Below are 24603 nucleotides of genomic sequence, written 5' to 3'. Positions count from 1 at the left end.
CCTCAGCCGGTCTGGATCCCGGCGCGGCCGGGCTCGGGGGTGGCCGGGAGCGCGTCCAGGTCGAAGCCGAAGTACTTGCGGTAGGCCGCGAGCACGGCTTCGTCGTCCGCCAGGTCCTCCACGACGCGCTCCGATCCCGTGATCTGGGTGAGGCGGTTGCCCTTGAGGGTGATGCGCCCGCCGTCCTCGGTCGGCAGGGAGCAGAACACGTCGGCCAGGAACGGGGACTCGGGTGCGGTCCGCCACCACCACAGGGTCGGCACGAAGTCGGCCACGCGCACCGGGCGGTCGTCGATCCGGTAGAGCGGGCGGTCGTTGAGGAGCACGTCGAACCCCCAGGCGGCCTCGCCCTCGCCGGGCACGACCCGGTAGCTGCCGTGGGCGTCCTGCTGCGGCTCGGCGGTGGCGAAGCGCAGCGGCGTACGGCTGTTGCGGCCGAAGCCGACGTCGACCAGCCAGGCCTCGCCGTCCAGCAGGACGCGGAGCGCCAGGTGGCCCATGAAGGGGCCCGGGCCGTCGGGGCGGTAGACCTGCCCGGGCAGGATCTCCACCTCGTAGCCGAGGGCGCTCAGCAGGTACCCGAAGGCGGGGTTGACCTCGTAGCAGCCACCACCGCGACGGCGGTCCACCAGCTTCTCCAGGACCTGCTCGTCCATGTGGACGGTGGCCCCGGCGAAGTGGTAGTCGAGGTTCTCGAACGGCACGGTCAGGCAGTGCCGCTCCTGGAGGCGGCGCAGCGCGGCGAGGTCCGCCCGCTCGGGGCGGGTCGCACCGATGCGGTCCAGATACGCATCGACCTGGGCGTCATTCAGCATGTCTGTCTCCATGGGCAGGGTGGGAGGGGCTGGAGCCTGAGGGGGGAGGAAGCCTGGGGTGTGAGGTGTGGGGTGTGGGGTGTGTGTGGGGGGGGCGGGGAGGGCGCCCGGGGGAGGGGGCCCCGGGGGCCGGTGTCCGGGGCGGGGACCGCTACCCGGGTGCGGTCACCACCGGAGCAGGACGAGGCCCATGGCCATCCCGCCGCCGAAAGCGGCCAGCAGGACGAGGTCCCCGTCCTTCATCTCCACCGTGTGCACGGCATGGTCGAGGGTCACCGGCACGGAGGCGGAGCCGGTGTTGCCGTACTCCTCGTAGGTCGACCGGGTGCGCTCGCGCGGGATCCCGATCCGGTCGGCGAGGTCGTCGATCATCCGGCCGTTGGCCTGGTGCGGGACGAAGTGCGCGATGTCCGCGGCGGACACACCGTTGTCGGCCAGGAACGCGGAGATCGCCGGGGCCACCATCTCGGCGACGAAGTCGCGGACCGCGCGGCCGTTCATCGTGAAGTAGTGCAGCCCGTCGCGCAGGGTGTCCTCGGTGACCGGGAGGCGGCTGCCGCCGGCCGGGACCCCGATCAGCTCGTGCTCGGAGCTGAAGCCGGCCAGGCGGGCGCTGAGGAGGGTCCGGCCCTCGGACGGGCCGATGACGACGGCGCCGGCGCCGTCGCCGAACAGGATGGTGGTGCGGCGGTCCTCCGGGTTGAGGATGCGGGAGTAGACGTCCGCGCCGACGACCAGCGCGTAGCCGCCCGTGTTCCGGATGATCCGCTCCGCGGTGGTCAGCGCGAAGATGAAGCCGCTGCACACCGCGTTGAGGTCGAAGGCGGTGGTGCCGCTGCCGGCGCCGAGCCCGTCGGCCACCAGGGCGGCGGTCGGCGGCTGCGGCGAGTCGGGGGTGGACGTCGCCGCGATGACCAGGGAGAGCTCGGAGCCGCGGATGCCGGCCTGTTCGAGAGCGGCACGGCCCGCCGCGATGGCCAGGTCGGAAGTGGCCTCGTCCGGCTTGGCCCACCGGCGGTTCCTTATGCCGGTCTTGCTGAGGATCCACTCGCCGTCGACTCCCGCGGGGGCGCCGACTTCGTCATTGGTGACGACGTGGGACGGCAGGCAGGAGCCCGTTCCCAGAATTCCGACGGCGGGCGCTTGTGGGCCCTCTTCGAATCGGCGTCCGGTGGTGATCAATTGTCGTCCCCTCGGTGTGCTCGGGCGCCCATGGTTCCGCGCCGTCCTGCGCGGTGCCACGTCATTTCCCGGTTTCTGTCAGGTGGTTGGAAACGCGTCGGAATTCTCGTAAGCGCGGCCCGGGTTTCCTACTGGGCGGCGGCAAGGCCGCGTACGACGATTCCCGCGACTTCGGTCACCCGGCGCGCCTGGAATTCGACGGCGGCGAGATTGTCCTCGTGGACGTTTCCGGGGCGGTTGCGGGTGACGCTGGAGCTGCCGTAGGGGTTGCCGTTCTCCGGGCGGAAGAGGACCTCGCCGGTCGAGCCGTTGGCGACGATGAGCGAGCCCCAGTGGCAGACGGCGTTGTGGACCGCGAGCAGGGTGGTCTCGTGACCGCCGTGCGGCGCGGAGCCCGAGGTGAAGGCGGACACCACCTTGTTGGCGAGCTTGCCCGGGATCGACACGGGCGCGGTGGAGTCGATGAAGGCGCCGACCGGGGCGGCGGGCAGCCCGAACCGGACGGGGGTGCCGATGAGGATGCCGTCGGCCCAGAGCAGGTCGTCGAGCCGGACCTCGGGGATCTCGCCGTCGGTGTGCCCGTGCGCGGCCACGGCGTCCTCGGTGCCGGGAACGACGGTCTCGGCGTTCAACCGCGGAATGCGCAGGAGCCGCACCTCCGCTCCGGCCTTTCCGGCGGCCGAGGCGGCCGCTTCGGCGAGCTTGTGGACGTTTCCGGTGGACGAGTAATAGACGACGGCGATGTTGACCATGCCTAGACATCTCCTGGGGCGAGATCGATGGGTTCGGGGCGTGATTCGGACCATCGGATGCTGGTGATCGGGCGGAAATCCGGCAATGGCCGGCAGTGAAATCTGTCAGGTGGCGGCCGATACGGCGGTCAGTTGACGGACTCGTCGCCATGGCGTGGACCGGTCCCGGGGCACGGCGCACCATGCGGAAGGTACGGCGCCAATCAGCCCCGCCGGAAGGAGCATCGTGTCAACCGTTGATCCCCTGCTGGAATTTCCACTCGACACCCAGCCGGACCCCGACGCATTCCTGCGCGCCGCTCTGCGGTGGCATTTCTCCCCGGAAACGGGCTCGCCGTTCTGGCTCGAACGCGCAGGAACTCTCGGTTTCGATCCGCTGACCGACATTCACGGATTCGCGGACCTGTCCCGCTTCCCCAACCTCGCCAACGAGCTGCGCGACGTGCGCGCCGAGGACCTCATCCCCCGCGGCTACGGCCCGCACCCCGAGGTCGTCGGCGTCTACGAGAGCGGCGGCACCACCGGCGCCCCCAAGCGCATCGTGCTGCTCCAGGAGTGGCTGGACCGCCTGCTCACCTGGAGCAGCGCCCAGCTCGACCGGCACGGCGTTCCGCAGAACGTGAACTGGCTGGTCGTGGCCCCGACCGGGCCCCACATGGTGGGCGACGTCATCAAGCGCCAGACCGCCTTCCGCGGCGGCCTCGCCTTCACCGTCGACCTGGACCCGCGCTGGGTCAAGAAGCTCATCTCCGAGGGCCGGGCCGCGGACGCCGGCGCCTACGCCGAGCACATCGTCGACCAGGTGGCGTTCCTGCTCCAGACCCAGGACATCGGCGTCCTGATGTGTACGCCGCCGATCCTGGAGCGCCTCGCCCGCCGCGACGACCTCGCCAAGCTCATCGACGAGAAGGTCAAGGCGATCAACTGGGTCGGCACCCAGATGGACGCCGACACCCGCTACCTGTACCGCACCGAGGTCTTCCCCAAGGCCCACCTCTACAGCGGCTACGGCTCCACGATGATCCTCGGCAACGCCTCCGAGCGCCCCGGCCTCTCGGACGACGACCCGTGCATCTACGACCCGTTCTCCCCGCACATGGTCTTCGACGTGGTGGACCCCCAGACGCGCGAGACCGTCGGGTACGGCGAGCGCGGCCAGGTGGTCATGCACCACGTCAGCAAGAGCCTGTTCATGCCCAACAACCTGGAGCGCGACTACGCGACGCGCGTGCCCGGCCCCGAAGGCGTCTGGCAGCTCGGCGACTCCGTGGCGGACATCGCGCCGGTCCAGGAGTTCGACAACGAGACCGTCATCGAAGGGGTCTATTAAAATGAGTTCCGGCCTGATCACGCTGGACGCACTCGGGCCCGCCGGCCCCTTCCGCGCACGCAAGCGGACGACCGTCACGGACGTGACGGGTGCGCCGGTCGCCGAACTCAGCCTGGTGCCCAAGCTGTTCGTGACGCGGGCGATGACCGCGCTGCGCAAGGCGTCCTCGCTGCCCCTCGCCGAGCGGACGGAGGCACTGGAGCGGGCCGGACGGATCTTCGCCGAGGAGACCATCGACGGACTGTCCTTCGCCGAGTACGAGCACACGGTCGCCCGCGTCTCCGGCGTGCCGATCGGTGTCGTCCGGGCCGCGACGGCCGCCATCATCGAGGCCACCGAGCAGTCCCGGTACGCCGCCTTCCAGGCGCGGCCGGTCGGCGCCGTGGACGACTGGCGCGCCGAGGCGACCCGCAACGGCAGCGCCGTGTGGACCCGGCGCGGCGACGTGTTCGCGGTGCACGCGGCGGGCAACCACCCCGGTCCGCACTCGCTGTGGGTGGAGGCCCTCGCGCTGGGCTACCGGGTCGCCGTGCGGCCTTCGCGCCGCGAGCCGTTCACCCCGCACCGGCTGATCTCGGCCCTGCGGGCCGCGGGCTTCGGCGAGGACCAGGTCGTGCTGCTGCCCACGGACTACGAGGCGGCCGACGAGATCCTGCGCGGCGCCGACTACGGCCTCGTCTACGGCGGCGACGACGTCGTCCGCAAGTACGCGGGCACCCGGGTGCTGCCGCAGGGTCCGGGCCGCTCGAAGATGCTGGTCCCGGCCGGCGTCGACTGGCGCGACCACCTCGACACCATCGTGGACTCCATCAGCCACCAGGGCGGGGTGGCCTGCATCAACGCCACCACCGTGCTCATCGACGGGGACCCGGCGCCGCTCGCGCGGGCCATCGCCGAGCGCCTCGCGCTGATCCCGAGCCTGCCTCCGGAGGACGACAAGGCCGTTCTGGCGGTGCAGCCGGTGGAGGGGGCCCGGGCGATCGAGAAGTTCCTGCTCGCCAAGGCGGCCGGCACCACGGCGCACCTCGGCGGCGACGGCGTCGTGGAGGAGCTCGGCGACGGCAGCGCGGTCCTGCGCCCGGCCGTGCACCAGCTGGACCGCCCGGACGCGGAGCAGGCCTCCATCGAACTGCCCTTCCCCTGCGTGTGGGTGGCCCCGTGGTCGCCCTCCGACGGTGTCGGGCCGCTGCGCAACTCCCTGGTGCTGACCGCGTTCACCGACGACGAGGCCCTGATCGACGAGCTGCTCGCGGAGCCCACGATCAGCAACGTCTACCTCGGCGACCACCCGACGTACTGGATCAGGCCGGGCGTTCCCCACGACGCCTACCTGGGCGAGTTCCTGATGCGGACCAAGACCGTCATCCGCGACTGATCCGGTCCCGCGCCGGTCCCGCTCCGGTTCCCGTCCACCCCTCTCGGCGCTCCACGCCCGGGAGGGGTGTTCTGCTTTCCGGGGCTTGCCCACCCGGTCGCGCTCAGTGCGCACCGGCCAGCAGCCGGTGCCCCGCGGCCGGCATCACCCGGCCGAGGAAGGGCCGCAGCTCGCCGTAGGCGCCGGCGTCGCCGACCAGGACGCCGCCGAGCAGGGTCCGGCCGTCCGCGTCCAGGACGAGCTTCGCGTACGTCCCGGCCGCCCCGTCCCGCCGGCTGAGCGCCAGGGCGCCCGCGGTGCTCGCGTGGGCGTCGCCGAAGCTCGCCACCTCCACGCCGAGCAGCTTCAGCCGGGTGGACATGTCCGCCTCCCCGAACGGCTCCCCGGCCAGGCCCAGCAGCTGTCGGGCCACGGACGCGGCCATCCGGTAGCCGGGTGCGGCCAGCCCGTAGCAGCGCCCGGCCACCGCCGCGCACTCGCCGATCGCCCAGACGTGCGGGTCCTGCGTACGGCAGTACTCGTCGACCAGGATCCCGCCGCGTTCGCCGGTGGCCAGACCCGCCGGACCGGCGAGCTCGTCCCGCGGGCGCACACCCGCCGAGAACACCACCACGTCCGCTTCGAGGGTGGAGCCGTCCGCCAGGGCCACGCCGCTCGCCCGCCCGTCGGGACCCGCCTCGATCGCCGCCGTCGCGACGCCGCAGTGGATCCGCAGCCCCCGGTCCCGGACGTGCCGCGCGAGGACCTCGCCGCCGTCCGGGTCCACCTGGAGGGGCATCAGCCGCGGGGCGAGCTCCACCACGTGCGGCTCCATGCCGAGCAGCCGCAGCGCGTTCGCCGCCTCCAGGCCGAGCAGGCCGCCGCCGATCACCACCCCGGGGCGGCCCGGCCGCGCCGCGGCGCGGATCGCGTCGAGGTCTCCGAACGAGCGGTAGGCGTAGCAGCCCGGCAGGTCGTGGCCCGGTACCGGCGGGATGAACGGCCGGGATCCGGTGGCCAGCACCAGGGCGTCGTAGCCGATCACCTCACCGGTGGTGGTGGTCACGGTCCGCGCGGCGCGGTCCACGCGGTCGACGCCGGTGCTCAGGCGCAGTTCCAGCAGCGGGTCGTCGAGGAAGCCCGGTGCGGCGAGGGCGAGGTCCGCCGCGCTGCGGCCGTCCAGGTAGGAGGAGAGGGCGACCCGGTCGTAGGCGGGGTGCGGTTCCTCGGCCAGGACCACGATCCGCCAGACACCGGCCGTGTCGAGGGAGCGCAGCTCCTCCACGAGGCGGTGCCCTGCCATGCCGTACCCGGCCAGGACGAGAGTGCGGTTCACGGGGTGTCGGTCCCTTCCGAAGGACGAAGTGTTCCGCACAGGGCGCGTACCGCGTCCGTGCAGCCGCCGCAGCCGGTGGTGGCCCGGGTCGCCGCGGCGATCGACGGCAGGTCGTGGGCTCCGGCCCGGCAGGCCTCGGCGAGCGCGTGCTTCGTGACGTTGTTGCAGCGGCAGATCACCGCGTCGTCGGGCAGTTCCTCGTCGCCCGCCGCGGCGGGCGACGTGCCGAGCAGGAGCTCCAGCCGCCCCGCCGGCACCGGCAGGTCGAGTTCGTAGAGCCGGGTCACCGCGGCGATGGCACGCGGCAGTCCCAGCAGGACCGCCTCGGTGATCCGCTCGCCGTGCAGCGTCAGCCGGGCGTACCGGCCGCCCGCCGGATCGGTGAAGGCGACCAGCTCACCGGCGTCGTCGTCGGTGATCCCTCCGCCCCGGCCCAGCTGGACGAGGTCCGTGCCGGGGATCCGCAGCCTGGTGACCTGGCGGGTGCCGCGGTGCCGTACGGGGGTCCCGGTGAGGTGCCGGGCGAGGGTCTCCGCCTGTTCCCAGGCGGGTTCGAGGTGGCCCGCGGTGTCGCCCGGGTGCTCCGCGCAGTCGCCGATGGCGTGGATGCGCGGGTCGTCGGTGCGCAGCAGGCCGTCGACCACGACGCCCGAGCGGACCCTGAGCCCGGCCCGGCGGGCGAGCCCGGTGTCCGGTACCGCTCCGGTGCACAGCAGCACGAGGTCGGCCGCCAGCACCCTGCCGTCGTCGAGGACCAGTTTCCCGTGGTGGTGCTCGGCCGCCCGGCGGCCCGCGTGGACCTCGATGCCCATGCCTTCGAGCCGCCGGGTGAGGAGCGTGCCCGCGACGGAGTCCAGCCGCCGGTCCAGCGGATGCGGCCCGCGGTGGACGAGGGCCACGTCGTGACCCGCGCGGCGCAGGGCGGCGGCCGCCTCCACACCGAGCAGCCCGGCGCCCACGACCACCGCGCTCAGCGGGGGTGTCCGGGCGATCCGTTCGGCGTCGGCGAGGGTGCGGAGCGCCAGGACATCGTGCTCGGGGGAGGCGCCGCCCGCCGCGAGTCCCGGGATCTGGGGGACGGCGGGCCGGGCGCCGGTCGCCAGGACCAGGGTGTCGTAGCGGTGCGCGGCCCCGTCCCGCGTGTGGACGAGGCGGCGTGCGCGGTCGATCCGGGTCACGGTGACACCGGTGTGCAGCCGGGTGCCCGCAGGCGGCGAGGGCAGCGCGAGCGCGTCGGGCGGCAGGGTGCCGTCCAGGACGGAGGTCAGCAGCACCCGGTTGTACGCGGCCCCGTGCTCGGCGCCGAGCACGGTGACGCCGCCCCGGTGGCCGTGGTGGTGGAGCCGCTCCACGAACCGGTTCGCGGCGGGCCCGTTGCCCACCACGAGCACCTCGCCCGCGCTCACGGCCGGGCCCCGGCGAGCGGTTCGCGGACCGGCTCGGTGGCCGGCTCGGTGGCCGGCCCGATGCGCACCGCGCACACCTTGAACTCGGGCATCTTGCTGCGCGGGTCGAGCGCGGGGCTGGTGATCAGGTTGGCCCGGCCGGCCCCGGCGAAGTGGAAGGGCAGGAAGACCGTGTCCGTACGCAGGGTCCCGACCAGCCGGACCCGTGCCACGGTGCTGCCGCGCGCCGAGCTCACCCTGGCCTCGGCGCCCTCGACGAGCCCGTGGCGCCCGGCGGTGTCGGGGTGCACCTCGACGAACATCTCCGGCGCCGCCGCGGTCAGTTCGGGGATCCGGCGGGTCTGCGCGCCCGACTGGTACTGGGCGAGCACCCGCCCCGTGGTGGCGTACAGCGGGAAGTCCGCGTCGGGGGTCTCGGCGCTGTCGCGGTGCTCGACCTCGGCGAACCGGGCCAGCCCGTCCGGGTGCGCGAAGGCGTCGAGGAACAGGCGGGGGGTGCCCGGGTGGGGTGCGGGCCCGTCCCCGGCCGGGCCGTCCTCTCTCGCGTCCTGGGGGCAGGGCCAGTACAGGGCCTCGCCCGCGTCGAGGCGTTCGTAGCTGATGCCGGAGTAGTCGGCGCGCCCGCCGCGCGAGGCGCGGCGCAGCTCCTCGAAAACCTCGCGCGGCTCGGTGGGGAACTGCGCGGCGGGCCGGCCGAGCCGGACCGCGAGGCCGTGCAGCACCTCGAGGTCGCTGCGGGCCTCGCCGGGCGGGGTCAGCAGCCGGCGGCGGCGCAGCACCCGCCCTTCCAGGTTGGTCATCGTGCCCTCTTCCTCGGCCCACTGGGTCACGGGGAGGACGACGTCGGCGAGGAGCGCGGTCTCGGAGGGCACGAAGTCGGCCACCACCAGCAGGTCGAGCGAGGCGAGCCGGTCGCCGATCCGGGCCGCGTGCGGCGCCGAGACCGCCGGGTTCGAGCCGAAGACGAGCAGGGCGCGCGGACCGCCGTCCGTACCGAGCGCGTCGAGGAGTTCGTAGGCGCTGCGGCCGGGACCCGGCAGGTCCTCGGGCTCCACCCCCCACACCCCGGCGACGTGGGCGCGGGCGGCGGGGTCGGTCAGCATGCGGTAGCCGGGCAGCTGGTCGGCCTTCTGGCCGTGTTCGCGCCCGCCCTGGCCGTTGCCCTGGCCGGTCAGGCAGCCGTAGCCGCTGCCCTCGCGGCCGGGCAGGCCGAGGGTGAGGGCGAGGTTGATGAAGGCGGAGACCGTGTCGGTGCCCTTGCTGTGCTGCTCCGCGCCGCGTCCGGTCAGGACGTACGCCCGCTGCGCGCCGGCCAGCATGCGGACCGCCTCGCGCTGTTCGGCGACCGGGACCCCGGTGACCCGCTCCACGCGCTCGGGCCACCAGGCGGCGGCCCGCCGCCAGGCGGCGTCGAAGCCGGTGGTGCGCTTGTCCAGGAAGGGCTGGTCGGCGTGGCCCTCGACGACCGCGAGGTGCAGCAGTCCCAGGGCCAGTGCGAGGTCGGTGCCGGGCGCCGGCTGGAGGTGCAGGGCCGCGGCCTCGGCGGTGGGGGTGCGCCGGGGGTCGATGACGATGAGCCGGGCCTTGTTCAGGTGGCGCATCAGCGGCGGCATCGTCTCGGCCGGGTTGGCGCCGGCGAGGAGGATCACCTCGGCCCCGCCGAGATCGGTGACGGGGAACGGCAGGCCGCGGTCGAGCCCGAAGGCGGTGGTGCCCGCGGCGGCGGCCGAGGACATGCAGAACCGGCCGTTGTAGTCGATCTGGCTGGTGCCGAGCGCGACCCGGGCGAACTTGCCCAGCTGGTAGGCCTTTTCGTTGGTGAGTCCGCCCCCGCCGAACACGCCCACCGCGTCGGGGCCGTGCTCCTCGCGGATGTCCCGCAGCCGCGCGGCGATCGTGTCGAGGGCGGCCTCCCAGGTGCTGGGGGCGAGCCGGCCGTCCGCCCCGCGCACCAGCGGCCGGGTCAGCCGGTCGGGCGTGCCCAGCAGGGCGGGAGCGGTCCAGCCCTTCTGGCACAACCCGCCCTGGTTCACCGGGAATTCCGCGTCGGGCCGGACGGCCGTACGACCGGCTCTGGTGCCCAGCACGGTGCCGCACTGGAGGGCGCAGTACGGGCAGTGGGTCCTGACCTCACCCACGGCCGGCACCGGTGAGGACGCGCCGGGGGGCCGGCTCGGCGGCGGGGCGCTTGCGGAGGTAGACCGCACAGGTGACCAGGACGCACACCAGGTAGTAGGCGAGGAAGGCGAGGAACGCGGGCTCACCGGACTTCCCGGAGCCGCCGTACGCGCTGCGGAAGACCAGGTTGACCCCGACCCCGCCGAGGGCGCCGATCGCGCCGGCGATGCCGATCAGCGCACCCGAGAGGGTGCGGGCCCGGGCGAAGGCCTCCGTCGCGTCGTGGCCGGAGAGCACGTCCTCCTCGGCCCTCTGGGCGAACACCGCTGGGATCATCTTGTACGTCGAGCCGTTGCCGATGCCGGTCAGCACGAACAGTGCGGTGAATCCGCAGATGAAGAGCGCGAAGGAGCCCTGCGCGGAGGCCAGCAGCAGGACCCCGGTGCCCGCGGCCATCGCGCAGAAGGTGCAGAGGGTGATCAGGGCGCCGCCGCACCGGTCGGCCAGCAGCCCGCCCAGTGGCCGGGCCAGGGAACCGAGCAGCGGTCCGAGGAAGGTGTACGAGGCCGACTCCAGCGGGGTGGCTCCGAACTGGCTCTGGAGCACCAGCCCGAAGGCGAAGCCGTAGCCGATGAAGGAGCCGAAGGTGCCGACGTAGAGGAGGGAGATCCACCAGGTGTGCGGGTCGCGCAGGGCCTCGAGCTGGGCGCCGGGTGCGCCGCGCACGGCGGTGAAGTTGTCCATCTTCAGCGCGGCGAGGAGCGAGGCCAGCACGATCAGGGGGAGGTACGCGGAGATGACGTAGGCGGGATGGGAGCTGCCGGCCGTGGCGATGACCAGCAGGCCGATCAGCTGGATCGCCGCGACGCCGAGGTTTCCGCCGCCCGCGTTGATGCCGAGGGCCCAGCCCTGGAGGTGTCGCGGGAAGAGGACGGCGATGTTCGTCATGGAGGAGGCGAAGTTGCCGCCTCCCACTCCGCCGGCCGCGCCGATCAGCAGGAACACCCAGAGCGGGGTGCCCGGCTGCTGGACGAACCAGAGTGCGGCGAGCGTCGGGACGAGCAGGACGGCGGTGGCGAACACGGTCCAGTTGCGGCCGCCGAAACGGGTCACCGCGTAGCTGTAGGGGAGCCGCAGCAGGGCGCCCACCAGGGTGGGGACGATGACGAGCAGGAACTTCTCGGGCGGGGTGAAGCCGAGGCCTATCTCGGGCGACATGAAGAGCACCAGGACCGACCACATGCTCCATACGGAGAAGCCGATGTGCTCGGAGAGGACCGAGAGGATCAGGTTGCGGCGGGCGGTCTTGCGGCCGGACCGCTGCCAGAACTCCTCGTTCTCGGGGTCCCAGTCCTCGATCCAGCGTCCGGTCTCGGTCCGTGCGGGCGTCATGGCTCCTCGGCTTCCTGCTTGGGGACTGCTCCACTGATTAAACCGTACAGTTCAGTTCAGTTGAATTCAATGGTGAATCCGAAGCAGAAGCAGAAGCAGGAGCAGGAGCAGGAGCCGGTTCAGGTCCGCCGCGCCAGCGCCCGGTCCACCAGCGGACCCGCGCCCCCGGTGTAAGTGCCGGGATCACACAGCCGCGCGCGTTCGTCCGCGGTCCAGCGGCCGTGCAGTACGGGCTCCTCGGCGAGCAGTTCGGGCAGGGGCCGGCCGCTCTGCTCGGCCGCGGCCGAGACCCGGGTCAGCAGCTGCTTCGCCGCCGCCTTGCCCAGCAGCGGAGCCAGTACGGCCGCGATCCGCTCGGACACCACCTGGCTGCCGGTCAGCAGCAGGTTGGCCCGCATCCGCTCCGGCCTGGCGGTGAGGCCCTCGGCGAGTTCGGCGGCCGTGGCGGCCGCGCCGCCGACCAGGCGCAGGCATTCGCGCAGCAGCTGCCACTCGGCGTGCCACACGCCGCCCGAGCGCTCGTCCTCCGACACCAGGCACTGCACCAGCGCGCCTGACAGGGCGGGGACTTGGAGGGCCGCGCTGCGCATCAGCGTGCTCAGGACCGGATTGCGCTTGTGGGGCATGGCCGAGGAGCTGCCGCGGCCGGCCACGGCGGGCTCGGCGACCTCGGAGATCTCGGTCCGGGCCAGGGTCTGCACGTCGATGGCGATCTTGCCGAGGGCGCCCGAGGCGAAGGCGAGCGCGGCGCCGAGGTCGGCGATCGGGGTGCGCAGGGAGTGCCAGGGCAGTACGGGCCGGGCGAGGCCGGTCTGTGCGGCGTAGGCATCGACCAGCCGGTCCAGGTACTCGCCGGGCTCGGGCCAGCGGCCGGCGCCGTCGATCCGGGCGTACTCCAGGTATCCGGCGAGCGTTCCGGCGGCTCCGCCGAGCGACACCGGCAGCCCGCCGTCCTGGACCCGGGCCAGCCGCTCGTCGGCGTCCAGGACCAGGGCCCGCCAGCCGGCCGCCTTCAGCCCGAAGGTGGTGGGTACGGCTTGCAGGGCCAGCGTGCGCCCGGCCATCGCGGTGTCCCGGTGCTGCTCGGCGAGTACGGCCAGGGCGGCGGCGGTACGGGCCAGGTCGGCCCGGATCAGGGTCAGGGTCCGGGAGGCCACCAGCATGGCGCCGGTGTCGAAGATGTCCTGGCTGGTGGAGCCCCGGTGGACGTACTCGGCGGCTTCGGCGTCCTCGGCGGCGACCACCCGGGTCAGCGCCTGCACCATGCCGACCACGGGGTTGGCGGTCTCCCGGGCGGCGAGGGCGAGGGCCCGCAGGTCGAGGTTCTCGGCCCGGGCGGCCGCGGTGATGGTGTCGGCGGCGGATTTCGGGAGGGTGCCGAGCTCCGCCTGGGCGCGGGCCAGGGCGGCCTCCGCGTCGAGCATGGCCTGGAGCCAGGCCAGATCGCAGACGGCCTCCTCGGCCGGGGTGCCGGCGCGTACCGGGGACAGCAGCCCCGCGTCGGTGAGCGCGTCCTGCCGGCCGGCTTCCGGGGTGCTCATACCAGGACTCCGGTCAGGTCGGTCTCGGCCGGCATCGGTGCGACGCCCGCCGGAACCGGGGCGGAGGTCGTCAGGGCGAGCACGGAGCGGGCGATCGCGTCGGAGTCGCCGAGGGTGACCGAGTCGACGCCCGGCCGGATGCCGGCCGCCGTCACCCAGTGCACGGACTCGGTGGGCACCCCGTACGCGAACCGGCGGGGGTGGGCACGGCCGCGCGCGTCGAGCAGCCGGTAGGGGCGCTCGGTGACGGCCAGGCCGCCGGACTCGTAGCCGGAGCCGTCGCCGCCGGAGATCCGGTACGTGGTGCACTGCTCGGTGTCGAGCAGGTGGCGCAGCAGCGGGTCGTCGGTGCGCCGCAGGTCGGGCTCGGGCAGCCGGGCCTCGATGAGGACGGTGGAGCGGACCGCGGGGCCGGGCACCAGCCGGGACTGGAGGATGAAGGTCGCCTGGTCGCCGGAGGCGGTGTCGACGCGGATCTCCGTACCGGGACCGGTCGGTTCGAGGACTCCGGCGTCGATGAGGGCGATCATCTCCTCGATGCGGGAGGCCGGCGGGCCGATGGAGAGGAAGGCGTTGAGCGGGGTGTACCAGCCCTCCAGGTCGTCGCGGTGCGAGTCGGCGGTCAGGCCGCCGTGGTCGACGGCGAGGCGGATCTCGTTGCGCAGGTCCCGCATCGTGTCCAGGGCCGCCTTGAGCGGGCCGCTGAGGTTGCCGGCCTTGGCCTCCTCGACGTCCTGGGCCAGGTACTCGACGAGCCAGGCCTTGAAGTCCTCGCGGCTGGTGAACTCCCGGTCGCCGTAGGGGCGGGAGAGCCGGTCCCAGCTCCAGCGCTCCGCCGCCTCGATGCCGTAGGCGTCCAGCAGCGCTTCGCGGTCCTGCTCCTGCTCCAGTGACAGGAACCGCGTGGTGAACCCTTCGCGTTCGCCGCGGCGGCCCTTGTTCTTCAGCAGGGCGCCGTAGTAGACGCTCTCCGTCTCCCGGGAGATGAGCGGCCACAGGTCCTCGGAGAAGCTGATGCCGTCCCCGTCCGCGGAGCGGCGGCGCATGTCGGCGATCACCTCGGGGGTGAGCAGGCGCGGCAGGTAGCGGCCGTAGGCGCCCTTCTCGTTCTCGCCGCGGGCGTGGTACGGGATGCCGCGCCGGGAGAAGGCGTACAGCTTGGGCTCGTTGCCCGAGGGCAGGTAGGTCAGCCGGCCGTCCTCGCCGCGGACGTAGCTGCCGCCGCGGCCGGCGGTGAAGAGCGCCATGTGGTCGAAGAAGTTCAGGCCCAGGCCGCGCAGCAGGACGTTCTCGCCGGGCTTGACGACGTGCAGGTTCAGGTCCGCGGGGTTGGCGGGCGTCACGTAGGTGAGGTGGTGGATCCGGGCGAGGCTCGCGGTCTTCGCCTCGCGGGGGGTGAGCCGGGCCGGTACGTGGCCCTGCGCCATCACGATGGCGTCCAGGTTGTTGAGGCGGACCCCGTTCTCCAGCCGTACGCCCTGCGGGCCGCCCGGCACGCCGTGCGTGTCGGCCATGGCCACGGCGCGGGAGGCGTGCACCTCGATGGTGACGTGGGCGGGGGCGTTCGCCACGACGCGCTCGAAGGTGGCGCGGAGGTAGCCGCCGTAGAAGGCGCGGGTGGGGTAGGTGTTCGGGCCCAGTCGGCCGGCCTCGGCGACGGTGGACTCGGGGACGCCCACGGCGTCCGCGCCGCCCCCGGCGACGCTCCGCGCCCACTCGAAGAGGGTCGGGCCCGGCTCGATCGGCCCCTCGGTCCGCACGCTGTCGTCCGTGTAGATGGTGATCTGGGAGGCCACCGTGTTCATCAGCAGGAGCTGGGACTGGTCCGGGCGCCACACCTGTCCGGCGCCCGGCGCCGACGGGTCGACGATGTGGACGGTGACCGCGGCGTGCGAGGGGTTGGCGCGCTCGTTGGCGCACAGCCGCTCCAGTACGGAGAGTCCGCGCGGGCCGGCTCCGATGATCGCGACCTGGCTCTGTCCGTTGGTGCTCATCGGTGGTCTCCGTTCTGGGGGGCGGCCTGCGCGGTCGTCCGGATGGTGGTGTCGGTGGTGCCGGCGGCGCCGGCGGGGGAGTCGGTGGTGCGGGCGCCGTGCATCCAGGCCACGTAGTCGTGGAGCTGGTCGGCGGAGTACGAGGAGAGCTGGGCGTTCCTGGCCGAGGCGGCGGGGCCCTGGGTGTGCCAGAGCTTGATGCTCTCCCGGGCCAGGAGCTGGATCTTCCCGGTGCGCTCACGCCGCTCGGCGTTGAACTTCTCGAAGCGCAGCGGCAGTTCGGAGGTGTCGCAGTCGAGCAGGTCGCCCAGGATCACGGCGTCCTCGAGGCCCTGGCAGGCGCCCTGCGCCACGTAGTGGAGCATCGGGTGGGCCGCGTCGCCGAGCAGGACGACCCGTCCGTCGGTCCAGTTCTCGACCGGGTCCCGGTCCACGAGGACCCAGGACTTCCACCCTTCGCCGAGGGCGAGCAGCCGCTGCGCGTCCTCGCCCAGCGAGGCGAACTCGCGGCGGACGTCGCCCTTGGAGGCGGGCACTCCGGCCACCGTCTCGGTGGCCTTGTTGTCGCTGCTGGCCGCGAGGTTGAGGTACTTGCCGCCGGCGATCGGGTAGTGCACGAAGTGGCAGCCGGGCCCGGTCCACCAGGTCACGGAGGTGAGGTGGCGCAGGTCCTCGGGGATCTGCTCCATCGGGATGATCGCCCGGTAGACGGTGATCCCGGTGTTGCGGGGCGCGCCGTCCCCGACGAGCTGTCCGCGGATGGCGGAGTGGATGCCGTCGGCGCCGATGACGGCGTCGCCGGTGACGCGCTCACCGTTCTCCAGGACGACCGAGGCGCCGTACGCGTCCTGCTCGTACCCGGCGGCCGGCGCGCCGCTGCGCAGCTGGATCGACTCCGAGGCCTGGCAGGCCTCCAGCAGCTTGGTGTGCAGTTCGGCGCGGTGGACGACGGCGTACGGGTTGCCGAAGCGCTCCCGGTAGGTGTCGGTCAGGTCCATGCTCACGACGTGTTCGCCGGTGACGCCGTCCATGAAGCGCAGCTCGTCCATGAGGACGGCGGTGGAGCGGACGCTCTCGCCGAGGTCGAGCCGGTCCAGGGCGTGGATCCCGTTGGGGGCGAGCTGGATGCCCGCTCCGATCTCGGCGAACTCGGGGGCGCGTTCCAGTACGAGGGCGGTGTGTCCCTGCCGGGTGACGGCGAGGGCCGTGGCCAGCCCGCCGATTCCGCCGCCGACGATGATCAGCTTCGACATCAGATCTGCTCCTGAAGGGATCGGGCGGCGGTGGCGCCGGCGGAGGCGCTGATGGAGGCGGACGCGGAGGCGGAGGCGCCGGAGGCGAGCAGCCGGGCGAGTTCCAGGCGCTTGATCTTGGTGGTGGCCGTCTGCGGCAGGTCGGACTGGCGCCACTGGACGGGCTCGCCCATCTGCGGGAGTCCCGCGACGGCCAGTTGCCAGGCCGTCGTGTCCAGCGGCTTGTCGTCCTTGGTGCATACGACGGGCACGGCGCGGCCGTTCTCGTCGGGGATGATGATGACCTCGGCGAGCTCGTCCAGCCGGGTGAAGAGGGTGTCCTCGGCGGCGAGGGTCGAGCCGAAGCCCTCGATCAGGTCCACCTCGCGGTCGAGCAGGTGCACGCAGCCCCACTTGGTGCGGTAGCCGACGTCGCCCATGCGCCACCAGCCGTCGTTGACCTGCTTGTCGTAGCGCTCCTGCTCGCCGAGGTAGGTGACGATCCGGCCGTCGCTCTTGACCTCGATGAAGCCGGGGTTGGTCTCCGACGGGGGCAGGCCGTTGCGGCTGACGACACGGACGTCGGTCATGCCCGGGAAGGGCATGCCCACGCAGCGGCCGTCCGCGTCGAGGCTCCGGCGCTTGGAGAAGGAGCGGGCCACGGCGGGGCCGATCTCGCTCTGCCCGTACAGCTGGCCGAAGACCGGGGCCTTGCGGCGGGTGGCGGCCAGGAGCCGCTGGACGGTCCGCGGGTGGATGGCGTCGAAGGTGCTGCTGAAGAGCTTCACGTTCGCCAGGGGGCCGCGCGGGTCGTCGGCCAGTTCCTCCCACTCCATGAAGGAGTTGGGGTGTGCCTCCAGGATGCCGGGGCGGAGCTGCGAGAAGAGGTCGGCGGCCTGCTTGGGGTCGCCGTCGGCGAGTACGACGATGGGGAAGCCGCGGAAGAGGGAGATGGCCAGCGCGGTGATGAGCCGCGAGTGGACGAAGGAGACGTGCATCGCGATGGTCTCGCGGCCCCGGATGAGCGGCTTGGTGATCATCGCCTGCGGCAGGTAGCGGGCCTGCAGGGTGTGACCGGTGTGGACGGCCAGCTTCGGGGTGCCCGTGGTGCCCGAGGTGTGGGTGATCAGGGTCGGGTAGTCCGGCGGCATGGTCACGGAGGGGACGCGCTCGACCCCGGCGAGGGAGGCCAGTTCGGTCGCCTGCTGGTAGCTGCCGGAGGTGAGCAGGACCTGCTCGGCTTCGTCGAACACCGAGGCGGGCAGCTCGGTCTCCAGCTTGTTCTGGTCGGTGAGGAGGTACGGCTGGTCGGTGCGGCGGACGAGTTCCGCGACGGTCTCGCCGTCGAGCTTCGGCGACAGCAGCACCGGTACGGCGCCGATGCGGGCCACGGCGCAGGCCAGCAGGGTGATGTCGAAGCCGTCGGACTTGTAGACCACCACGCGCCGGCCGGGGCGGACCTTCGCGGCCCAGAGCCGGGACGCGAAGTCGTCGATCAGGTCGGCCACTTCGGCCACGGTGGCCCGGCGCCCCAGTGCCGGGGCCATGTCCAGGTCGTGGTCCAGGATCACCACGTTCGTCGGGTGCTTCTTGGCGGCCCGCTCGAAGAGCGTCCCGAGCCGGATGCCTTTGTTGCCGATGCGCTGCAGAATCATCGTCTCGCCGTTCTCAAGTCAGTTACAGACAAGGTCAGTTGCTGGTCTCGGGGTAATCTCCGGCCGGGCCGGCCGGGCCGGCCGGGCCGGCCGGGCCGGCCGGGCCGGCCGGGCCGGCCGATCTCGGGCCGCTCGCCGTTCGCCGTTCGCCGTTCGCCGCTCGCCCGGTGGGCTCAGGCGGTCTTCTCGATCACGGGCTTGACGCGCTCCAGGGTCTCGGCGAGGTCGCCGGCCACCTTCTGGCCCCACTCGGCGAAGAACTTCTGCTTGGCGTCGGCGTCCATCTCGGCGGTGATGCCGACGATGCCCTCCGTGGCGGTGCCCATCCGGAAGTGGTGCGTGAGGAGGCTGCCCGTGCCCTCGGCCTCGATGGAGAAGCCCCAGACGCTGTCCTGCTTCACGCCGGAGCTGTTGTGCATGGCCCACTGGAAGGTGCGGCCGGCTTCGGCCTCGACGACCTCGGCGTACGTCGTCCACTTGCCGCGCACCACCGGGGCCCAGGAGACGACGTCCTCGCTGCGCTCGTTCTCGCCGCGGAAGACGGAGCCGACCGCGCCGGGGGCGCCGGAGGCCCATGCGCCACCGAGGCATTCGGGGCTCCACTCGCCGCTGCGGGCCAGGTCGCTGACGACCGCGTACACCTCGGCCGGGGTGGCCTCGACGTGGATCTGGGCTCGCGACCCGAAGAGGGGCGGCTGGGTCTCGCTCATGGAAATGGCCTCCTGGAAAGTCCGCTCGATTGCTGTGGCTGCTTCGAATCGCTTCGACCGCCTCGGCCGGTGCCCGTTCCGGCGCCTTCCGATGACTGAACCATACAGTTCAGTTCAGTTGAACGCAACGGTTCAGTTCAGTTGGGACCTAGACTGGGGTTCCACCGCTGAGGAGTAGGGGATCGACATGAAGGCGCGCACCACGGCAGAGCAGCCCGCTGTCCCCACCGGGGCCCGCGCCGCGCGCAAGCGCCAGGCCATCCTGGAGGCGGCGCGCACGGTGTTCCTGCGCGACGGCTTCGGGGCCGGCATAGACCTGCTGGCCGCGGAGGCGGGGGTCTCCAAGGTGACCGTCTACAACCACTTCGGCAGCAAGGAGAACCTCTTCAACGCCGTGATCGGGCAGACGCTCGACGAGGCGCTGGAGGTGGCCCAGTCGGTGATCCAGGCCAAGCTCGCCGAGTCCGAGGACATCCGCACGGACCTGGTGGAGGCGTGCCGCACCTGGGTCACGGGCCTGACCGCCCCCGACGTACTGGCGCTGCGCAACGTGATCGCGGGTGAGCGCCACCGGTTCCCCGAGCTGGGGAGCGCCTGGCAGGAGGAGGGTCCGGGCCGCCAGCACGCCACCCTGGCCGCGGCCCTCGGCCGCCTCAACGACCGCGGACTGCTCCGGATCCCGGACATGGAGCTGGCGGTGCTCCAGCTCTCGGGCCTGGTGCTGTCCCCGCACCTGGTGTACGGCGTATACGGAACCGCCCTGAACGAGGACCTCACGGAGCGTCTCGTGCAGGGCGGTGTGGAGATGTTCCTGAACCAGTACGGCGTCGACCAGTAGGTCTGGATGGCCCGTTCCGGGCCCGGGCCCGCCGGCCGCAACCCGGTCAGATGCCTGCCGCGGCAGCCGACTCGTCGGCGACGACCACCGGCCGTACGTGAGCCAGCAGCAGCTCGAGGAACCGCTCCGGCCGGCGGAACGCCGCGAAGTGGCTGCAGTCGTCGATCAGCGCGAAGCCCTTGACCGGGGCCCGGACGTCGTCGAAGAGGCGGCGGGCGAGGTCGGGCGACGCGATGACGTCCTTCTCGCCCTGGAAGATGAAGAACGGGATCTCGAATTCGGTACCGTCCGCCCAGTCGTCGAAGCCCGACGTGCCTGTGGTGACCTGTTCCGAGAAGTTCATGCCCTTGACGAAGTGCCCCAGCTCGCGCAGCGAGTGCAGCGGCGAGAGCCACAGGGACCCCATGACGACCTTCTTCATCGTGTCCAGGGTCAGCGGATCGCTGGTGGCCAGCAGCTTGGCGTGCATCGCGCGCTCGCGGGCGGTCCAGCGGTGCTCGTCGGCGTCCAGGGCCTCCACCGCCGCGAGTTCCTTGTGCTTTCCGGTCGCCCGCAGTCGGGTCAGGAGCGCCTGGTGTACGGAGTCGTCGCGGCCGGAGTCGTGGATGTTCTGGTCGGTGCCGACGTACGCGGAGTAGCGCTCGGGGAAGGCGCGGGCGAGCCGCAGGGCGAAGGCGCTGCCGTAGGAGTGGCCGAGCAGGACGACCTTGTCGACGCCGAGGCGGGTGCGGATGTGGTCGGTGACCTCGACCGCGTCCGCGTAGATCCGGTCGAAGGTCATCTCTCCCTGGCCCTCGGTGCCGCTGCGGCCGAGGGTCTTGAGGGTGCCGCGCATGTCCCAGCGGACGATCGTGAAGTGCTTCTCCCAGGATCTGGTGCGCGGCCCGAAGATCGCGGTCGAGCCGCCGGGCCCGCCGTGCAGCTCGAGGACGACCGGGTTGGCCAGGTCCTCGCCGCGGACCGAGATCCACTGGTCGATGCCTCCGATGCGGATGAAGCCCCGCTCGTCGATGCCGTTCGGGGTGTCGATCTTCATGAGGGAGGCGTTGCGGAAGCGCCTGAGGGCGCGGTGGCCGAGGATTCCGGCCGTCGGTGCGGCGAGGAGTGCGGCGGCGGAGGTGGCGACGATGGCGGCGATCATGACGACTCCCTGAGGTCCGTGTCCACGAACTGTATATGTCGTAAGCGGTTGGCTATATGCTATAAACAGTAAGTGTGGGGTGTCAACGGGTGACGGTGAGGGATTCAGGATGAACGCGAAAGAGCCCCGGAAGCCGACGGGGAAACAGGGCGGCGCGCAAGCGAGCTTCGCGCTGTTGTGGGGCGAGAAGGGACAGCCGAGCCGCGGCCCGAAGCCCTCGCTGACCGCGGGCCGGATCGCCGAGGTGGCGATCGGGATCGCCGACAAGGAGGGTCTGGACGCGGTCTCGCTGGCGCGGGTCGCCAAGGGAGTCGACGTCACCGCGATGGCGCTCTACCGGTACGTCCCCGGTAAGGCGGAACTCGTCGATCTGATGGTCGACCTCGCGATCGGCCCACCGGTCCCCGTCGCTCACATCCCCGGCGGCTGGCGCCCGCAGTTGACCGAGTGGGCGCGCCAGTGCTCGGCCGTGTACCGCCGCCACCCGTGGATCCTGACGGCCACCGGCATGCGTCGCCAGATCATGGGCCCCCATCAACTCGGCTGGCTGGACACCGCGCTGGCCGTGCTGGCCGGAACCGGCCTGTCGGCCCCGCAGCGGCATGACACGTTCCTGCTGCTCGTGGGCCACGTCCGCAACATCGCCCAGCAGACCGTCGAACACGATGAAGCGGCGAACGAGGAGTGGGCCCGCCTCACGGCCGACGTGCTGGAGCGCCACGCGGACCGCTTCCCCGCGCTCACGTCGGCGGTCGCGGAGGGTGCCTTCGTGCCACGAGGCGGGGACCCGCTGGACTTCGGCCTGGAGCGGATCATGGACGGCGTGGCGGCCCTGCTCGTCTGAGGAGCCGGTCGTGGCCGCCGGCCGGGTACCGGTCGATCCGCCTCCTCGTCGCGCACCACCGGCAACCGCGTGGGTGCGGAGGGGGACGTCAGTCCTCGGAGCGGCCGAGGCGGTCGTTCGCGTAGTCGTCGAAGGCGCGGTCGATCTCCTGCGGGGTGTTCATGACGAACGGGCCGCTGCGGACCACGGGTTCGCCGATCGGTTCGCCGGACAGGAAGAGCAGGTCGGTGCCGACCGGCCCGCCCTCGACCCGGACGCTGTCGCCGTCGTGCGCGAGGACGGCCAGGTCGCCGTCGGCGAGTTCGCGCGAGGCGACCTTCCCGCTGCCGGACAGGACGTACACGGCGGCGTTGCGGCCCACCGGCGCGGGGAGTACGGCGCTCGCGCCCGGGGCCACCGACGCGTGGACGACGGTCACCGGTACCAGGGTCCGGAAGGGGCCGGTCGCGCCGAGCGCCGAGCCCGCGATGACCTTGAACCAGGAGCCGTCGAGCCTGCGGACCACCGGGATCCTCTCGGCGCCCTGGTTCCGGGTGCGCGGGCGGAGTCCCTTGAGTTCGGCGGGCAGGTTGACCCAGATCTGCAGCTGGTGCTGGAGGCCGCCGGCGGCGCGGAAGGCCGCGGTCGGCTGCGCCGTGTCCAGCACGCCCGCGCCGGCCGTGAGCCACCGCACGCCGCCGGGACGTACGACGCCGTGGCTGCCGGTCGAGTCCGCGTACTCGATGTCCCCGTCCAGGACGTACGTGATGCTCTCGAAGCCGCGGTGCGGGTGCTCGGGGCCGCTGCCCCTGGGCTCGCCCGGTCCGAGGGCCACCGGGCCGACCTGGTCGACCGTCAGGAAGGGGTCCAGCCGCGGGATGCGCGGGGTGGGGAAGGCGCGGCGAACCGGGTACCCCTCACCCTCCAGGGCGCGGACCGGCGGCAGCACGTCGACCACCGAACGGCTCGTGGTGGTGGCGGTCGTGGCGTTGGCGGAAGCGGGCGTGGTCATGAGGCCTTCTCTCTTGCTGGTCGGACGCCTTGTGCCGTCCCTCCCGAGTTCTGAACTATACAGTTCAGTTCAGTTCTCTCGCAAGGTCCTCCGGTCCCACATCCCGGACAGCTGACAGATACGTCGGCGCGTGCTTGAGGCCGGCCCGCGCGTGCGGCCAGACTCCCGCTCATCCCCCCGACCTCTGCGCACGGGCCTGCCGGGCACGGCGTTCACCGCACATGTCACCTTCACGGAAGAGAAGTTCATGCCCGATCTCAAGATTCTGGCCATTTCCGGCAGCCTGCGTGCCGCCTCGCTCAACAGCGCCCTGGTGCGCGCCGCGCAGAAGTTCGCCCCCAGTGGCCTGTCCATCGAGATCTACGAGGGCCTGCGCGAGATCCCTCCGTACGATACGGACCTCGACAACGACACCCCGCCGGCCGCGGCGACCGACCTGCGCCGCCGCATCACCGAGGCGGACGGCCTGTTCATCGCCACCCCCGAGTACAACTACGGCATCCCCGGCGTTCTGAAGAACGCGCTGGACTGGGCGAGCCGCCCGACGGCCTCCTCGCCGGTCTCCTCGCTGGCCGCCAAGCCGATCGCGATCGCGGGCGCCGCGCCGACCAACTTCGGCACGGTCCGCGCCCAGCTCTCGCTGCGCCAGTCCTTCCTGTGGACGGACTCCAAGGTCGTCGGCAAGCCGGAGCTCCAGATCTTCCGGGCCCACGAGCGCTTCGACGAGTCCGGCAACCTGACCGACGAGACCACCATCGACCTGCTCCGGCAGCTGCTCGACGCGCTCGCCGCGAAGGTCCGCGAGACGCGGGCGTCCGCGTCCGTCTGATCCCCCGGTCTTCCCCCCACCTCCGAAGGGCCGCCCGTTCCCCCGCGCGGCCCTTCGGCCTTGTCGCGTCCGGGCCGCTTCCGTCCGGGAGTTGGAGTTGACGAAGCCTCCTCCGCGCCCTGCGCGCGGGGCGGGGCCGCTTGGCAGGATCGGGCCATGCGTGCAGCCTTCATCGAAGAACTCGGTCCCGCCGAGAACATCCGCTACGGCGAGATCGCCCCTCCGGCCCCGGGCCCGACGGACGTTCTGGTCGAGGTCGAAGCGGTATCCGTCAACCCGGTCGACACCTTCGTGCGGTCGGGCCTCTTCCGGACCCCGGTCGAGTTCCCGTTCGTCATCGGCCGCGACCTCGTCGGGACGGTCGTATCGGCCGGTCCCGGAGCCCCGGGCTTCGGGGCCGGCGACCGGGTCTGGTCCAACAGCCTCGGCCACGGGGGCCGCCAGGGCGCCGCCGCCGAACGGGCCGCGGTTCCGGCCGACCGCCTCTACCACCTGCCCGCCGGCGTGGACCCGGCGGAAGCGGTCGCGCTGGTGCACCCCGCCGGCACCGCCTACCTCGCCCTGTTCACGCACGGCCGGGTCCGGGCCGGCGAGACCGTACTGATCGCCGGAGCCGCCGGGAACGTGGGCAGCGCCCTCATCGTCATGGCCGTCGAGGCGGGCGCCCGGGTCATCGCCACCGCCTCCGCACGCGACGCCGAACACTGCCGCCGCCTCGGCGCGGCGGCGGTGCTCGACTACCGGGACCCCGAACTGGCGGCCCGCATCCGCGAGATCAGCCCGCGGGGGATCGACGTCCACGTGGACACCTCCGGCACGAACGACCTGACCGGCGCCGTCGACGTACTCGCCCACCGGGGCCGCATCGTGCTCCTCGCCGGCGCCCGCTCCCAGCCGGTCCTGCCCGCCGGAGCGCTCTACATGAAGGACGGCTCGGTCGTCGGCTTCGTCATCTCCCACGCCACCACGGCCGAACTCGCCGAAGCCGCGGTGGCGATCAACCGTCTGCTGGCGAGCGGTCGGCTGCGGGCCCGCTCCGTCGAGCGGGCCTCCCTGGCGGAGGGGGCCCGGACCCACCGGCGCATCGAGGACGGGGAACTGCACGGCAGCCGAGTGGTGCTCCTGCCGAAGGCCCCGTAGTGC

20 protein-coding genes are annotated in these 24603 nt (G+C 72.6%); 6 read left to right on the top strand and 14 right to left on the bottom strand.

Going from position 1 to position 24603, the window contains the following annotated elements; genetic code table 11:
* Positions 1 to 2 precede the first annotated feature (2 nt).
* The 3 genes from OG730_RS20605 to OG730_RS20595 all read right to left on the bottom strand — a co-directional run bounded on the left by OG730_RS20605 (position 3) and on the right by OG730_RS20595 (position 2749).
* A complete protein-coding gene (locus OG730_RS20605; RefSeq protein WP_327305618.1) occupies positions 3 to 815 on the bottom strand; it encodes an arylamine N-acetyltransferase family protein in 813 nt (270 codons plus the stop codon).
* A gap of 165 nt (positions 816 to 980) precedes the next feature.
* Positions 981 to 1997, bottom strand: coding sequence for a 3-oxoacyl-ACP synthase III family protein (locus OG730_RS20600; protein WP_327305617.1), 1017 nt, complete (start codon positions 1995 to 1997; stop codon positions 981 to 983).
* Between the two features lie 128 nt (positions 1998 to 2125).
* Complete coding sequence (locus OG730_RS20595) at positions 2126 to 2749, bottom strand: NAD(P)H-dependent oxidoreductase (protein ID WP_327305616.1); 624 nt, start codon at positions 2747 to 2749, stop codon at positions 2126 to 2128.
* 226 nt (positions 2750 to 2975) lie between these two features.
* Here OG730_RS20595 and OG730_RS20590 point away from each other — a divergent pair, with 226 nt between their 5' ends.
* Positions 2976 to 4079, top strand: a complete 1104-nt coding sequence (locus OG730_RS20590) for a phenylacetate--CoA ligase family protein (protein WP_327305615.1) — start codon at positions 2976 to 2978, stop codon at positions 4077 to 4079.
* A 1-nt stretch (position 4080) separates the two neighbouring features.
* Positions 4081 to 5454 carry an aldehyde dehydrogenase family protein gene (locus OG730_RS20585; protein WP_327305614.1) on the top strand — a complete coding sequence of 458 codons (1374 nt, stop codon included), beginning with the start codon at positions 4081 to 4083 and terminating at the stop codon, positions 5452 to 5454.
* Between the two features lie 103 nt (positions 5455 to 5557).
* Here OG730_RS20585 and OG730_RS20580 read toward each other — a convergent pair whose 3' ends face one another.
* The 9 genes from OG730_RS20580 to OG730_RS20540 all read right to left on the bottom strand — a co-directional run bounded on the left by OG730_RS20580 (position 5558) and on the right by OG730_RS20540 (position 18817).
* Positions 5558 to 6769 carry an NAD(P)/FAD-dependent oxidoreductase gene (locus OG730_RS20580; protein ID WP_327305613.1) on the bottom strand — a complete coding sequence of 404 codons (1212 nt, stop codon included), beginning with the start codon at positions 6767 to 6769 and terminating at the stop codon, positions 5558 to 5560.
* Positions 6766 to 8175: an FAD-dependent oxidoreductase gene (locus OG730_RS20575; protein WP_327305612.1), complete on the bottom strand. Its 1410-nt coding sequence runs from the start codon at positions 8173 to 8175 to the stop codon at positions 6766 to 6768. Before OG730_RS20575 ends, OG730_RS20580 begins: the two co-directional genes overlap by 4 nt.
* Positions 8172 to 10322, bottom strand: coding sequence for a molybdopterin oxidoreductase family protein (locus OG730_RS20570; protein WP_442814968.1), 2151 nt, complete (start codon positions 10320 to 10322; stop codon positions 8172 to 8174). The genes OG730_RS20575 and OG730_RS20570 overlap by 4 nt, the downstream gene beginning before the upstream one ends.
* Positions 10306 to 11685, bottom strand: coding sequence for an MFS transporter (locus OG730_RS20565; protein ID WP_327305610.1), 1380 nt, complete (start codon positions 11683 to 11685; stop codon positions 10306 to 10308). The genes OG730_RS20570 and OG730_RS20565 overlap by 17 nt, the downstream gene beginning before the upstream one ends.
* A 119-nt stretch (positions 11686 to 11804) precedes the next feature.
* The gene (gene pcaB / locus OG730_RS20560; RefSeq protein WP_327305609.1) at positions 11805 to 13226 is read right to left on the bottom strand and encodes a nitrosuccinate lyase; all 1422 of its coding nucleotides are present in this window, start codon (positions 13224 to 13226) and stop codon (positions 11805 to 11807) included.
* The gene (locus tag OG730_RS20555; protein WP_327305608.1) at positions 13223 to 15220 is read right to left on the bottom strand and encodes an FAD/NAD(P)-binding protein; all 1998 of its coding nucleotides are present in this window, start codon (positions 15218 to 15220) and stop codon (positions 13223 to 13225) included. Before OG730_RS20555 ends, pcaB begins: the two co-directional genes overlap by 4 nt.
* On the bottom strand, positions 15217 to 16473 hold the full coding sequence (locus OG730_RS20550; protein WP_327305607.1) for an FAD-dependent monooxygenase: 1257 nt from the start codon (positions 16471 to 16473) through the stop codon (positions 15217 to 15219). Before OG730_RS20550 ends, OG730_RS20555 begins: the two co-directional genes overlap by 4 nt.
* A complete protein-coding gene (locus tag OG730_RS20545) occupies positions 16473 to 18107 on the bottom strand; it encodes a class I adenylate-forming enzyme family protein (protein ID WP_327305606.1) in 1635 nt (544 codons plus the stop codon). The genes OG730_RS20550 and OG730_RS20545 overlap by 1 nt, the downstream gene beginning before the upstream one ends.
* A gap of 173 nt (positions 18108 to 18280) precedes the next feature.
* Positions 18281 to 18817 carry an SRPBCC family protein gene (locus tag OG730_RS20540; RefSeq protein ID WP_327305605.1) on the bottom strand — a complete coding sequence of 179 codons (537 nt, stop codon included), beginning with the start codon at positions 18815 to 18817 and terminating at the stop codon, positions 18281 to 18283.
* A 187-nt stretch (positions 18818 to 19004) separates the two neighbouring features.
* Here OG730_RS20540 and OG730_RS20535 point away from each other — a divergent pair, with 187 nt between their 5' ends.
* Positions 19005 to 19655 carry a TetR/AcrR family transcriptional regulator gene (locus tag OG730_RS20535; RefSeq protein ID WP_327305604.1) on the top strand — a complete coding sequence of 217 codons (651 nt, stop codon included), beginning with the start codon at positions 19005 to 19007 and terminating at the stop codon, positions 19653 to 19655.
* A 46-nt stretch (positions 19656 to 19701) separates the two neighbouring features.
* Here OG730_RS20535 and OG730_RS20530 read toward each other — a convergent pair whose 3' ends face one another.
* Positions 19702 to 20796 (bottom strand): alpha/beta fold hydrolase, encoded by a 1095-nt coding sequence (locus tag OG730_RS20530; protein WP_327305603.1) that lies wholly within the window; start codon positions 20794 to 20796, stop codon positions 19702 to 19704.
* 109 nt (positions 20797 to 20905) lie between these two features.
* Between OG730_RS20530 and OG730_RS20525 the strand changes: the two genes are divergently transcribed.
* A complete protein-coding gene (locus tag OG730_RS20525; RefSeq protein WP_327305602.1) occupies positions 20906 to 21640 on the top strand; it encodes a TetR/AcrR family transcriptional regulator in 735 nt (244 codons plus the stop codon).
* 88 nt (positions 21641 to 21728) lie between these two features.
* Here the strand turns inward: OG730_RS20525 and OG730_RS20520 are convergent, their stop codons facing one another.
* Positions 21729 to 22631 carry a pirin family protein gene (locus tag OG730_RS20520; RefSeq protein WP_327305601.1) on the bottom strand — a complete coding sequence of 301 codons (903 nt, stop codon included), beginning with the start codon at positions 22629 to 22631 and terminating at the stop codon, positions 21729 to 21731.
* A 247-nt stretch (positions 22632 to 22878) separates the two neighbouring features.
* On the opposite strand from OG730_RS20520, the gene OG730_RS20515 reads away from it, so the two are divergent.
* Together OG730_RS20515 and OG730_RS20510 are read left to right on the top strand one after the other, a co-directional pair.
* Positions 22879 to 23460: an NADPH-dependent FMN reductase gene (locus tag OG730_RS20515; protein ID WP_327305600.1), complete on the top strand. Its 582-nt coding sequence runs from the start codon at positions 22879 to 22881 to the stop codon at positions 23458 to 23460.
* Between the two features lie 156 nt (positions 23461 to 23616).
* Positions 23617 to 24600 (top strand): NADPH:quinone reductase, encoded by a 984-nt coding sequence (locus tag OG730_RS20510; RefSeq protein ID WP_327305599.1) that lies wholly within the window; start codon positions 23617 to 23619, stop codon positions 24598 to 24600.
* Positions 24601 to 24603: the final 3 nt, after the last annotated feature.

The sequence above is a fragment of the Streptomyces sp. NBC_01298 genome, assembly GCF_035978755.1.
In the GTDB taxonomy this organism is placed as follows: Bacteria; Actinomycetota; Actinomycetes; order Streptomycetales; family Streptomycetaceae; genus Streptomyces.
Note: the sequence above shows the minus strand (reverse complement) of the source record. Positions and strands in the feature narration are given on the sequence as shown.

What these genes read in the sequence shown, in the direction of transcription:
- OG730_RS20530 (WP_327305603.1), bottom strand. Translation starts at nt 20,796, where the DNA reads ATGATCGCCGCCATCGTCGCCACCTCCGCCGCCGCACTCCTCGCCGCA.
- OG730_RS20585 (WP_327305614.1), top strand. Translation starts at nt 4,081, where the DNA reads ATGAGTTCCGGCCTGATCACGCTGGACGCACTCGGGCCCGCCGGCCCC.
- pcaB (WP_327305609.1), bottom strand. Translation starts at nt 13,226, where the DNA reads ATGAGCACCCCGGAAGCCGGCCGGCAGGACGCGCTCACCGACGCGGGG.
- OG730_RS20540 (WP_327305605.1), bottom strand. Translation starts at nt 18,817, where the DNA reads ATGAGCGAGACCCAGCCGCCCCTCTTCGGGTCGCGAGCCCAGATCCAC.
- OG730_RS20605 (WP_327305618.1), bottom strand. Translation starts at nt 815, where the DNA reads ATGCTGAATGACGCCCAGGTCGATGCGTATCTGGACCGCATCGGTGCG.
- OG730_RS20535 (WP_327305604.1), top strand. Translation starts at nt 19,005, where the DNA reads ATGAAGGCGCGCACCACGGCAGAGCAGCCCGCTGTCCCCACCGGGGCC.
- OG730_RS20545 (WP_327305606.1), bottom strand. Translation starts at nt 18,107, where the DNA reads ATGATTCTGCAGCGCATCGGCAACAAAGGCATCCGGCTCGGGACGCTC.
- OG730_RS20565 (WP_327305610.1), bottom strand. Translation starts at nt 11,685, where the DNA reads ATGACGCCCGCACGGACCGAGACCGGACGCTGGATCGAGGACTGGGAC.
- OG730_RS20510 (WP_327305599.1), top strand. Translation starts at nt 23,617, where the DNA reads ATGCGTGCAGCCTTCATCGAAGAACTCGGTCCCGCCGAGAACATCCGC.
- OG730_RS20520 (WP_327305601.1), bottom strand. Translation starts at nt 22,631, where the DNA reads ATGACCACGCCCGCTTCCGCCAACGCCACGACCGCCACCACCACGAGC.
- OG730_RS20555 (WP_327305608.1), bottom strand. Translation starts at nt 15,220, where the DNA reads ATGAGCACCAACGGACAGAGCCAGGTCGCGATCATCGGAGCCGGCCCG.
- OG730_RS20550 (WP_327305607.1), bottom strand. Translation starts at nt 16,473, where the DNA reads ATGTCGAAGCTGATCATCGTCGGCGGCGGAATCGGCGGGCTGGCCACG.
- OG730_RS20515 (WP_327305600.1), top strand. Translation starts at nt 22,879, where the DNA reads ATGCCCGATCTCAAGATTCTGGCCATTTCCGGCAGCCTGCGTGCCGCC.
- OG730_RS20525 (WP_327305602.1), top strand. Translation starts at nt 20,906, where the DNA reads ATGAACGCGAAAGAGCCCCGGAAGCCGACGGGGAAACAGGGCGGCGCG.
- OG730_RS20595 (WP_327305616.1), bottom strand. Translation starts at nt 2,749, where the DNA reads ATGGTCAACATCGCCGTCGTCTATTACTCGTCCACCGGAAACGTCCAC.